This is a genomic window from Spirillospora sp. NPDC052242 (genome assembly GCF_040679555.1).
Taxonomy (GTDB): domain Bacteria; phylum Actinomycetota; class Actinomycetes; order Streptosporangiales; family Streptosporangiaceae; genus Spirillospora.
The window spans coordinates 49,993-61,580 of the sequence record NZ_JBFAUZ010000033.1; the positions used below are offsets into that span (position 1 = coordinate 49,993).

Here is an 11,588-nt window from a genome sequence, read left to right on the forward strand (position 1 = left end):
TCTCGGCGTCCGCCCTGCGTGCTCGCCGTGGTGCGGGGCACCGCGGCCTGCGCCGCCGCGGGGCGCGCGCTGGGCGACGCGAATCCGGTCGGGCACCACGTGACGAACATCGTCCTCACCGAGCGGGCCCCGGGCGAGGTCCGCGCCCTGTCCAAGGGGATCGGCGTCAACACGGACGGCACCAGCGCGAGCGTGACCTACGACGACGTCGTGCGCGTGGGCGGGCACTGGCGGGTCAGCCACCGCAAGGTGTCGGCGCGGCGCACTCCGCCGACCGCCTGATCCGGCGGGCGGTGGGGGCGGCGGCCGTGCGCTGTCCATTTGCACCAATATGCCCCAATTAAGTCACTCTGAAGAAATGCTCAGGGTCCTTCAGCCTGGCCTCAGCTAAGCCCGTCATGGTGAATCCATCGAAGGGCCGCCGCATCGAGTCCAGGGAGGAATCTGATGGATTTTCACATGGACGCCCATCACATGTGGAGCACCGTCGCGGAAGAGACGACCGGCCTTCCGCACCCTGAAGCCGCTCAACTCCGAATGCGGCCCGCGGCAGGCCCGAATGCGCGTAAGCGCTGCACGGCCGGGCGCGGACGCAATGTCCAGACGGTCACCGAGATATGGCGATTCCACTGCCTGTGCTGCCTGCGCGTGTGGGAGGACGTGTACGAGGCGCGGCACTGCGGCACCGCGGTCGCCTGGCGGTTGAGCGGGGTGCCCGCTCAGCCGCCGTGGGCCGATCCGTTCTGCCCGGAGTGCCACAGCCTGCGGGTGAAGGTGCTCCCGGCGGGCTTGATGGTGGACCACGGCGCCGCCTGATCCGCGGGCACGAAACACGCCGATCGTCACGGGCCGACGGCACGGTGACGGACGGATCGGGCGCACGGGTCAGGCACACGGATCGGGCGCACGGGTCAGTCGTCGGCCTCACCGGCGATGTTCGAGACGAGCCGGCCGGAGGCGGCGTCCACCTTCAGCTTGTGCTCGGTTCCGTTGTCGGCGGTGATGTCGATCTCCCACGCGTGCGCGGTGCGGTGGTACTCGAAGTCCACCGAGGTCATGGTGCCGGGCACTTCCTTCAGCGCCAGCCGCCCGGCCTGCGCCGCGGTGATCTTCGCCGAGCGCAGCGCCGTGGCCTGGACCGTCAGGGTCGAGGCGACGCCCCCGGGCTTGCCGTCGTTGCAGTCGTCGCCGTCCTCACCAGGCTCCGGCCGGTCGATCTGGTCGGCCAGCACGCGGCCGTCGCCCGTGTCGAGGTGCAGTTCCCGCCGGGTGCCGTCGGCGGCCAGCACGTCGGCCTCCCACACCAGCCTCCCGCCGTCGTAGTCCACCTCCAGGCCCTCGATGTGGCCGCCGGGGACCGTCCGCAGAGCGGTGCCGACGGCCTGCAGAGCGGTTACGCGGGCGGCGAACCGCTGATCGCCGTCGTCGCGGTCGGCGGCCGCCACCGACGTGGTCACGGCTCCGATCAGCGCGCCCAGCACGACCGCGGCCGCGAGCGGCAGCCCCTGCCTCGACAACGTCTTACCGGCGGCGAATTTCATTAAATCCTCCGGATCTGTCCGTATTCTCCGCGAGTCAAACAAAGGAGGAAATGCATCTCGCTCACATGGTAAGCAGCCGGTCGAGCCACATCCGATGAACATCAATCGGCAAGTCGCTTTTGACCGCCGCTTACGAAACGTTGACGTCGATTTTAGATATCTCTGGCAGGCTTAGGATATGCGCCTACTGATCATCGAGGACGAGAAGCGGCTGGCCAGGTCGCTGGCGCAGGGGCTGGCCGCCGAGGGCTTCGCGGTCGACACGGCGCACGACGGCGTCACGGGCCTGAACCGGGCGCTGGAGAACGACTACGACCTGCTCCTGCTCGACATCATGCTGCCCGGCATGAACGGCTACCGCGTCTGCTCGGCCCTGCGCGCGGCGGGCGACGACGTCCCGATCCTGATGCTCACCGCCAAGGACGGTGAATACGATCATGCCGAAGGGCTCGACACCGGCGCCGACGACTACCTCACCAAGCCGTTCTCCTACGTGGTGCTGCTCGCGCACATCCGGGCCCTGCTGCGGCGCCGCACCCGGGGCGCCGCGCCCCTCATCGAGCTCGGCGACCTCACCATCGACCCCGCCGCCAGGCGCGTCCTGCGCGCCGGCGTGCAGGTGCACCTGACCGCCAAGGAGTTCGCCCTGCTGGAGCACCTGGCGACCCATGCCGGCCTGGTGGTGTCGAAGGCGCAGATCCTCGAACACGTCTGGGACGGCGCCTTCCAGGGCGACCCCAACATCGTCGAGGTCTACGTGAGTTCGCTGCGCCGCAAACTGGACGCCCCCTTCGGCCGCAGGTCGATCACCACGGTGCGCGGCGCCGGGTACCGGCTGGCCGCCAACGGGGGCGCCGTCCGAGCCGGCGGGAACGGTTAGATGCCGCGCCCCTTCGGCTCGGTGCGGGCCCGGACCACCGTGGGCGCGACCGCCGTCGTCGCCGTGGCGCTGGCCGCCGTGGGGCTGATCGTGATGTCCCTGCTGCGGGCGAACCTCGCCGGGCACGCCGACCTGCGGGCCGAGATGACCGCCCGGGAGACCGCCGCCGAGCTCGCCCTCGGTACCCCCTGCGACCAGCTGAACCTCGACGACACCGAAGAGCGCCCCGTCCAGATCGTGGACTCGCACGGCCGCGTGCGGGCGGTGAGCGAAGACCTGCAGGCCGTCAGCGGCACGGGCGGTCCCACGACGGCCGTTCCGGCGACGGGCGCGCCGAGGCCCGCCGCCGTCCTGGCCGGGGAGGACGGCGACGACCTGGCCGAGGAGGACCCCGACCCGGGCGGGGTCTCCGAGGAGGTCCGGCACGCCACGGGCCGCGCCACCGTGGACGGCCGCACCGCCGACTACCGGTTCGCGGTGCTGGAGGCGACCACCCCCGCCGGCGAGACCGTCACCGTCTACGCGGGCGCCTCCCTCGCCGCCGCGAGCGACGCGGTCGCCACGGTGGGCCGCGCGATGCTCGTCGGCCTGCCGCTCCTGCTCTGCGTCGCGGCGGGCGTGACCTGGCTGGTCACCCGGCGCGCGCTGCGCCCGGTGGCGGCCATCCGCGGCGAGCTGGTGGAGATCACGGCCTCGGGCGACCTGACGCGCCGGGTCCCGGTGCCCGGGTCCCGGGACGAGGTGGCCGAACTGGCGTGCACGACGAACCAGACCCTGGCCGCCCTCGAACGCTCCGTGGCGAGGCAGCGCGGGTTCGTCGCCGACGCCGCGCACGAGCTGCGCACCCCGATCGCCTCGCTGCGCACCCAGCTGGAGGTGGCCGCGGCGCACCCCCGGCTGCTGGACGTGACCGAACTGACCGATGACGTCGTCCGGCTCCAGCACCTGGCCGCCGACCTGCTGCTCCTCGCCCGGCTCGACGCCGGGGAGCGTCCCGCCGCGCCGGAGCCGGTGGACCTGGCGGATCTGGTGCGCGACGAGCTGCGGCGCCGCCCCGCGGGCCCGCGCGCTCTCGCCATCGAGGCCGACGTCGCGGACGTGCCCGGGGTCCGCGGGAGCCGCGTCCGGCTGGCCCGCGTGCTGGCCAACCTGCTCGACAACGCCGAACGGCACGCGGCCACCGGGATTCGCGTGCGGCTCCGCGCCGAGGGCGGCGCGACGGTGCTGCGCGTCGCCGACGACGGCGCCGGGGTGCCGCCGGACGACCGTGAACGGATCTTCGAGCGGTTCGTCCGGCTGGACGAGGCCCGCAGCCGCGACGACGGGGGCGCCGGCCTCGGCCTGGCCATCACCCACGACCTGGTCCGGGCGCACGGCGGGGAGATCACCGTCGGTGTCGCGCCCGAGGGCGGCGCGCTGTTCGAGGTCCGGCTCCCCGCCGCCCCCGGAGGCTGACCGCCCGACGTCCGGACCCGTCCCGCCGCCGGTCACGGCCGGGGGCGGCCTCCGCGGGGGTGCCTGGGCGGCGCGCTCGGCGGCGGCGTGCCACCAGCGGGGCGGGGACGGGCCGACGATCCCGGACGCGGGCTGGTCGGGGTGGAGCCCGAGCCGCCGCAGCGCGTCCGGATCGACGCGGACGGTGAACCAGCCGCGCCAGCGGCCGGTCGCGGGGTCGGGTCCGCAGGCGAGGTCCACGCGGACCTCATCGGCGCGGAACGGCGTCCAGTCGATGCCGCGCTCGCGCAGTCAAGCGCGCGTCGCCGCCATGGGCGACGGGGCTCCGGGCAGGTTCTCGTACGTCACGATGGTGATCCACGCGCTTTCGTCCGCCATGGGGCCATCATGCCGTCCCGAGTCCGGGCCGCGTTAGGGTGTGAGCGGCGACAAGCGGAGGAAGCCGGTGCGAATCCGGCGCTGTCCCGCAACTGTCACCGGGGAGCGGACCCCAGTACGGCCACTGCGCGAGCGGGAAGGCCGGGGCGAGCGCCGATCCGGGAGCCAGGAGACTCCGTGTCGCCGCCGCTTCCCTGCGATTCGGGGCGAGGACCCCGGGTGAGGACTCGATCCGCGTGATCCTTCTGCTGTCCACCTCGGACACCGACCTGCTCAGCGCGCGCGCCAGTGGCGCCGACTTCCGTCTGGCGAACCCCGCGCGGGTGGGCGTCGAAGACCTTCCCAGGCTCGTCGAGGGCGCCGACCTCGTCGTGGTGCGGCTGCTCGGCGGGCGCCGGGCCTGGGAGGAGGGCCTGGACGCCCTGCTGGCGGGCCCCCGGCCGGTGGTGGTGATCAGCGGGGAGCAGGTTCCGGACGCCGAGCTGATGGGGCTGTCGACGGTTCCGGCGGGGGTCGCGGCCGAGGCGCACGCCTACCTCGCGCACGGGGGTCCCGGGAATCTGGGCGAGCTGTTCCGGTTCCTGTCGGACACCGTGCTGCTGACGGGGTTCGGGTTCGCGCCGCCCGCGGCGACGCCCACGTGGGGCGTCCTCGAGCGGGACGCGGCGGACGGCGGCGGGCCCGTCGTGGGGGTGCTGTACTACCGGGCGCACCACCTGGCCGGGAACACCGCGTTCGTGGACGCGCTGTGCCGCGCGATCGAGGCGAAGGGCGGCCGGGCGCTGCCGGTGTTCTGCGCCTCGCTGCGGACGGCCGAGGCCGGCCTGCTGGAGATGCTGGGGCGCGTGGACGCGCTGGTCGTGACGGTCCTGGCGGCGGGCGGGACGAAGCCGGCGCTCGCGGGGGCCGGCGGGGACGACGAGGCGTGGGACGTCGGGGCGCTCGCGGAACTGGACGTCCCGATCCTGCAGGGGCTGTGCCTGACGAGCGAGCGGGCCGCGTGGGAGGAGAACGACGACGGGCTGTCGCCGCTGGACACGGCGACGCAGGTGGCGGTGCCGGAGTTCGACGGGCGGCTGATCACGGTGCCGTTCTCGTTCAAGGAGACGGACGAGGACGGGCTCAGCGTCTACGTGGCCGACGAGGAGCGGGCCGCGCGGGTCGCGGGGATCGCGGTGCGGCACGCGGCGCTGCGGCACGTGCCCGCCGGGGAGAAGCGGGTCGCGCTGATGCTGTCGGCGTACCCGACGAAGCACGCGCGGATCGGCAACGCGGTCGGGCTGGACACGCCGGCGAGCGTGGTGCGGCTGCTCGGGGCGCTGCGCGAGCGCGGGTACGACGTCGGGGACGCACTGCCGGACGAGGGCGACGCGCTGATGCACGCGCTGATCGAGGCCGGCGGGCAGGACGCCGACTGGCTGACCGAGGAGCAGCTCGAGCGGAACCCGGTGCGGGTCCCGCGGGCCGAGTACGAGTCCTGGTACCGGACGCTGCCGGACGGGCTGCGCGCGGGCATCGAGCGGCACTGGGGGCCGCCGCCGGGCGAGCTGTTCGTGGACGGCGACGACATCGTCCTCGCGGCGCTGCGGTCGGGGAACGTGGTGGTGATGGTGCAGCCGCCGCGCGGATTCGGGGAGAACCCGGTCGCGATCTACCACGATCCGGACCTGCCGCCGAGCCACCACTACCTCGCCGCGTACCGGTGGCTGGAGGGCGAGTTCGGCGCGCACGCGGTGGTGCACGTCGGCAAGCACGGGAACCTGGAGTGGCTGCCGGGCAAGGCCGCGGGGATGTCCGCGGAGTGCGGGCCGGACGCGGCGCTGGGCGACCTGCCGCTGATCTACCCGTTCCTGGTGAACGATCCCGGGGAGGGGACGCAGGCGAAGCGGCGGGCGCACGCGACGCTCGTCGATCACCTGATCCCGCCGATGGCGCGGGCGGAGAGCTACGGCGACATCGCGCGGCTGGAGCAGCTCCTCGACGAGCACGCGAACGTCGCCGCGATGGACCCGGCGAAGCTCCCGGCGATCCGGGCGCAGATCTGGACGCTGATCCAGGCCGCCCGGCTCGACCACGACCTCGGGCTGGACGACCGTCCGCACGACGCGGAGTTCGACGACTTCCTGCTGCACGTGGACGGGTGGTTGTGCGAGGTCAAGGACGTGCAGATCCGGGACGGGCTGCACGTGCTCGGGGTCGCGCCGGACGGGGGCGCCCGGGTCGACCTGGTGCTGGCTATGCTGCGGGCCCGGCAGCTGTGGGGCGGCTCGCAGGCGCTCCCCGGCCTGCGCGAGGCGCTCGGCCTGGACGAGGGTTCGTCGGACCGCGCGCAGGTCGACGCGTTCGAGGGGCGGGCGCGCGCGCTGGTCGAGGCCATGGAGGAGCGGGGCTGGGACCCGGCGGCCGCCGGGGAGGTCGCCGACGGGAAGGTCGCGGAGATCCTGCGGTTCGCGGCCGAGGAGATCGTGCCCCGGCTGGCGCGGACGTCCGACGAGATCGGCATGGTGCTGCACGCGCTGGAGGGCGGCTACGTCCCGGCGGGGCCGAGCGGCTCGCCGCTGCGCGGCCTGATCAACGTGCTGCCGACCGGCCGCAACTTCTACTCGGTCGACCCGAAGGCCGTCCCGTCCCGGCTGGCGTACGAGACGGGCCGCGCGATGGCGGACTCGCTGCTCGAGCGGTACCGGGACGAGACGGGCGAGTGGCCGCGCTCGGTCGGGCTGTCGGTGTGGGGCACGAGCGCGATGCGCACGTCGGGCGACGACATCGCGGAGGTCCTCGCGCTGCTCGGCGTCCGTCCGGTGTGGGACGAGGCGTCGCGGCGGGTCACCGGTCTGGAGGCCGTGCCGCTGGCCGAACTGGGGCGCCCGCGCGTCGACGTGACCGTCCGGATCAGCGGCTTCTTCCGCGACGCGTTCCCGCACGCGGTCGCGATGCTGGACGACGCGGTGCTGCTGGTGGCCGGACTGGACGAACGCGACGACGACAACTTCGTGCGCGCGCACGTCCGGGCGGACACGGCGGCGCACGGCGACGAGCGGCGCGCGACGATGCGGGTGTTCGGGTCGCGGCCGGGCGCCTACGGCGCGGGCATCCTGCCGCTGATCGACAGCCGGAACTGGCGCGACGACTCCGACCTCGCCGAGGTGTACGCGGTGTGGGGCGGCTACGCGTACGGGCGCGGCCTGGACGGCGTCCCGGCGCGCGGCGACATGGAGAGCGCGTACCGGCGGATCAGCGTCGCCGCGAAGAACACCGACACGCGCGAGCACGACATCGCCGACTCCGACGACTACTTCCAGTACCACGGCGGGATGATCGCCACGGTGCGGGCGCTGACCGGGCGGGCGCCGAAGGCGTACATCGGCGACAGCACCCGCCCGGACGCCGTCCGGACGCGGACGCTCGACGAGGAGACGTCCCGCGTGTTCCGCGCGCGGGTGGTGAACCCGCGGTGGCTGGCGGCGATGCGCCGGCACGGGTACAAGGGCGCGTTCGAGCTGGCCGCGACGGTCGACTACCTGTTCGGCTACGACGCCACGGCGGGGGTCGTCGCCGACTGGATGTACGAGAAGCTGGCGCAGACGTACGCGCTGGACGAGGAGAACCGCGCGTTCTTCGAGAAGTCGAACCCGTGGGCCCTGCACGGCATCGCCGAACGCCTGCTGGAGGCGGCGGACCGGGGCATGTGGGAGCACCCGGAGCAGGCCACCCTCGATGCGCTGAAGCGCCTCTACCTGGAGGTCGAGGGCGACCTGGAAGACGGCTGATCCGGGAGGAGCGCGGCGCTACCCGGCGCGGTCGGCCGAGCCGAGAAGGGTCTCGAACGGGACGGGGTTCGCGTACGGGTCCTCCGCGGCGGGCGCCGGGCGGCCGGCGACGAGGGCGGCGAGTTCCGCGCCCGCGCGGCGGATCCGGTCGCCGAGGCGGTCGTCGCCGCTCCCCCAGTCCGCGGACGCCGCGTACACGGCCGTCGGGACGACGTTCGCCCGCAGGTACGCCAGCAGCGGGCGGACGGCGAAGTCGAGGGCTAGCGAGTGCCGCTCGGTGCCGCCGGTCGCGCCGATCAGCGCGGGCGTCCCGTCCAGGGCGTCGCGGTCGAGGACGTCGAAGAACGTCTTGAACAGGCCGCCGTAGGACGCGTTGAACACCGGGGTGACGGCGACGAGGCCGTCCGCGCCGGTCACGGTCTCGACGGCGGCGCGGAACCCGCCGGTCGGGAAGCCGGTGAGGGTCGCGTCGACCATCGCGTGGGCGTGGTCGCGCAGCTCGACCGGTTCGATCACGACGTCGGTGCCGTGCTCGGCGCGCAGGGCGTCCGCGGCGGCCCCGGCGAGCCGGTCGGCCAGCAGCCGGGTGGACGACGGGCGGCCGAGGCCGGCCGACACGACGGCGAGGGTGCGGGTGCCGCTCATCGGGTCTCCTCCCGGGTCTTCGCGGCGCGCTCGGCGTGCGTCGGGGCGGTGGCCGGGACGTGCGCGGGGCGCAGCGACTCGAACTCCTTGCGCAGCACGGGGACGACCTCCTCGCCGAGGATGTCGAGCTGCTCCAGGACGGTCTTCAGCGGCAGGCCCGCGTGGTCCATGAGGAACAGCTGGCGCTGGTAGTCGCCGAAGTGGTCGCGGAACGTCAGCGTCCGGTCGATGACCTGCTGCGGGCTGCCGACGGTGAGCGGCGTCTCGGCGGTGAACTCCTCCAGCGACGGGCCGTGCCCGTACACGGGGGCGTTGTCGAAGTAGGGGCGGAACTCGCGGACGGCGTCCTGGGAGTTCTTGCGCATGAACACCTGCCCGCCGAGCCCGACGATGGCCTGGTCGGCGGAGCCGTGCCCGTAGTGCTCGTAGCGCCGCCGGTACAGGCCGATGAGCCGCTGGAAGTGCGTCGTGGGCCAGAAGATGTGGTTCGCGAAGAAGCCGTCGCCGTAGTAGGCGGCCTGCTCGGCGATCTCCGGGCTGCGGATCGAGCCGTGCCAGACGAACGGCGGGACGCCGTCCAGCGGGCGCGGCGTCGAGGTGAACGACTGCAGCGGCGTCCGGAACTTGCCCTCCCAGTCGACGACGTCCTCGCGCCAGAGCCGGTGCAGGAGGTGGTAGTTCTCGATCGCGAGCGGGATGCCGTTGCGGATGTCCTGGCCGAACCACGGGTAGACCGGGCCGGTGTTGCCGCGCCCCATCATCAGGTCGACACGGCCGTCCGCGAGGTGCTGCAGCATCGCGAAGTCCTCGGCGATCTTCACCGGGTCGTTGGTGGTGATCAGCGTGGTCGCGGTGGACAGCACGAGCCGCTCGGTGCGGGCCGCGATGTAGCCGAGCATCGTCGTCGGCGAGGACGGGACGAACGGCGGGTTGTGGTGCTCGCCGCTCGCGAAGACGTCCAGCCCGACCTCCTCGGCCTTCAGCGCGATCGCGACCATGGCCTTGATGCGCTCGGCCTCGGTGGGCGTGCGGCCGTCGGTCGGGTCCGTGGTGACGTCGCCGACCGAGAAGATCCCGAACTGCATGCCGGCCTCCAATAGTAGAACGTTCAACCATCCTAACCCGGTCCGGCGGGGACCTATTCCAGGACGCCGGTCAGGCCGCGGCCACGCTGCGCCGGAGCGCGTCGATCAGCCACAGGACGACCGCGCCCGGAGCGGCCGGATCGCCGATCACCTCGCCGTTCAGCGCCCAGTACCGGCGCATCCGCGGGTCCTGCTCCGGCTCGACGGCCGGCAGGAGGGAGCGGCGGAACTCCACCGAGTCCCGCTCGCGCCGGCCCGCCGCGTGCGCGTCCACGAACCGCTCCAAAGCGGGCCCGGCCTCCGGTTCCCGGCCCGCGCGCACGAGCGGCATCGCCAGTTCGACGGCCTCGCGCATCCCGTACAGCAGCGTCGGCTCGTCCACGACCCGCTCGGCGTTCCGGCGGCCCCGCTCGCGCAGCCGCCGGAACAGGGCCCGGTCCCCCGCCAGCGCGACCATCCCCGCGTACGCGACGACCTGCTCCGGCGCGGGATCGGCCGGCGGCGCGGGCACCGTCATCTCCAGGTGCACCCGCACCACCTCGTCGGGCACCGCCACCACGATCCGGCGGCGCCAGAAGTCCATGAGCGCCTCGTGCGCCCGCGGCCCGTCCTGCACGGCCGCCAGCAGGTCGAGGCGCGCCGCGCGCCCGGCCGGATCCGCGTCCTCGACCGCCCGCAGCGACGCGCGCCGCCACGCGAGCGCCGACAGCTCCGCGTCCAGCGCGGCCCGCTCCGCGGCGACCGCCTCGTCCAGCGACCGCGCACCGGCCAGCACGTCCGTGATCGCGGGCAGCCCGAGCCCGAGCCCCCGCAGCCGCCGGACGAGCCGCAGCCGGTCGGCCGCCGCCGCGTCGAACCGCCGGTGCCCGCCCGCGCTGCGCACCGGCTCGAGGATCCCCTCGTCGCAGTAGAACCGGATCGTGCGCACCGGCACCCCGGTGAGCGCCGACAGGTCCCCGATCGCGAGCGATGTGCCGTCCGTCACAACTACTTGAACCTCCACCCGGGTGGAGTTCCTACGGTACGCGTGCACTCACCGGAAGAGAGGAGCAGGACATGGACGTCCTGGACATCACGCGCATCGCCGAAGGGCTGCGGGAGCACACCGCCGGGCTCGCCGACGCCGCCTCCCGCCGGGCCCCCGACACGATCGTCCCGACCTGCCCGGAATGGACGCTGCGCGACCTCGTCGGGCACGTCGGCCAGGCGCACCGCTGGGCGGCGGCCATGTTCCGGCGCGGCGGCACCCGCGTGGCGGACGAACTGCCCCGCGACACGCCCGCCGACCCGGCCGACTGGGGCGCGTGGCTCCGCGACGGCGCCGCCGAGGCGATCGCCGCGCAGGCCGCGCACCCGGGCGCCGTCGCGCACCCCGTGATGGGCGACGCCCCGTCGGCGATGTGGCTGCGCCGGATGCTGCACGACACGTCCGTCCACCACGCCGACGCGACGATCACCGCCGGGACCCCCTTCACGATCGCGCCCGACCTCGCGGCCGACGAACTCACCGAGACGTTCGGCCTGCTCACCGCCCCCGCCGCCGCGCGCCTCAAGCCCGAGCTCGCCGAACTCCGCGGGTCGGGCGAGACGCTGTGCCTGCGCGCGGACGAACCGTCCGTCCCCGGCTGGCTGATCACCCGGCGCCCGGACGCCGCCGTCGTCGAGTACGAGGCCCGCGACGCCGACATGACCATCGCGGGCCCCGTCCAGGACCTGATGCTGGTGTTCGCGCGCCGCCTCGCCCCGGACGACGCCGCGGTGAAGGTGACCGGCGACCGTGCACTGCTCGACCACTGGCTGGCGCACACCGCCGTCTGACCACCGACCGGAACGC

10 protein-coding genes and 1 riboswitch are annotated in these 11,588 nt (G+C 74.0%); of the genes, 6 read left to right on the top strand and 4 right to left on the bottom strand.

Translation table 11 applies throughout. The features are described 5' to 3' along the window. Positions 1-27 precede the first annotated feature (27 nt). Positions 28-282 (top strand): hypothetical protein, encoded by a 255-nt coding sequence (locus AB0L25_RS25690; protein WP_500175228.1) that lies wholly within the window; start codon positions 28-30, stop codon positions 280-282. Positions 283-447: 165 nt separating this feature from the next. Continuing rightward, positions 448-816 (top strand): hypothetical protein, encoded by a 369-nt coding sequence (locus AB0L25_RS25695; protein WP_500175229.1) that lies wholly within the window; start codon positions 448-450, stop codon positions 814-816. Positions 817-911: 95 nt separating this feature from the next. On the opposite strand, the gene AB0L25_RS25700 is transcribed toward AB0L25_RS25695, so the two are convergent. After that, the gene (locus AB0L25_RS25700; protein WP_500175230.1) at positions 912-1,541 is read right to left on the bottom strand and encodes a PepSY domain-containing protein; all 630 of its coding nucleotides are present in this window, start codon (positions 1,539-1,541) and stop codon (positions 912-914) included. A gap of 178 nt (positions 1,542-1,719) precedes the next feature. On the opposite strand from AB0L25_RS25700, the gene AB0L25_RS25705 reads away from it, so the two are divergent. The 3 genes from AB0L25_RS25705 to cobN all read left to right on the top strand — a co-directional run bounded on the left by AB0L25_RS25705 (position 1,720) and on the right by cobN (position 8,024). Next, the gene (locus tag AB0L25_RS25705) at positions 1,720-2,421 is read left to right on the top strand and encodes a response regulator transcription factor (protein WP_500175231.1); all 702 of its coding nucleotides are present in this window, start codon (positions 1,720-1,722) and stop codon (positions 2,419-2,421) included. Beyond that, positions 2,422-3,876 carry a sensor histidine kinase gene (locus AB0L25_RS25710; protein WP_500175232.1) on the top strand — a complete coding sequence of 485 codons (1,455 nt, stop codon included), beginning with the start codon at positions 2,422-2,424 and terminating at the stop codon, positions 3,874-3,876. It abuts the gene before it with no gap. Between the two features lie 436 nt (positions 3,877-4,312). After that, positions 4,313-4,429, top strand: a riboswitch (cobalamin riboswitch). Between the two features lie 61 nt (positions 4,430-4,490). Continuing rightward, positions 4,491-8,024 carry a cobaltochelatase subunit CobN gene (cobN, locus tag AB0L25_RS25715; RefSeq protein ID WP_500175233.1) on the top strand — a complete coding sequence of 1,178 codons (3,534 nt, stop codon included), beginning with the start codon at positions 4,491-4,493 and terminating at the stop codon, positions 8,022-8,024. Between the two features lie 18 nt (positions 8,025-8,042). Here the strand turns inward: cobN and AB0L25_RS25720 are convergent, their stop codons facing one another. From AB0L25_RS25720 to AB0L25_RS25730, 3 genes are all read right to left on the bottom strand, one after another. Beyond that, entirely contained in the window at positions 8,043-8,669 is a 627-nt protein-coding gene (locus AB0L25_RS25720; RefSeq protein WP_500175234.1) for a CE1759 family FMN reductase, read from the bottom strand. Then, entirely contained in the window at positions 8,666-9,754 is a 1,089-nt protein-coding gene (locus AB0L25_RS25725) for an LLM class flavin-dependent oxidoreductase (RefSeq protein ID WP_500175235.1), read from the bottom strand. Before AB0L25_RS25725 ends, AB0L25_RS25720 begins: the two co-directional genes overlap by 4 nt. Positions 9,755-9,824: 70 nt before the next feature. Continuing rightward, entirely contained in the window at positions 9,825-10,739 is a 915-nt protein-coding gene (locus tag AB0L25_RS25730) for a MerR family transcriptional regulator (protein WP_500175236.1), read from the bottom strand. Between the two features lie 71 nt (positions 10,740-10,810). Between AB0L25_RS25730 and AB0L25_RS25735 the strand changes: the two genes are divergently transcribed. After that, entirely contained in the window at positions 10,811-11,572 is a 762-nt protein-coding gene (locus tag AB0L25_RS25735; RefSeq protein WP_500175237.1) for a maleylpyruvate isomerase family mycothiol-dependent enzyme, read from the top strand. The last annotated feature ends 16 nt before the right edge of the window (positions 11,573-11,588 follow it).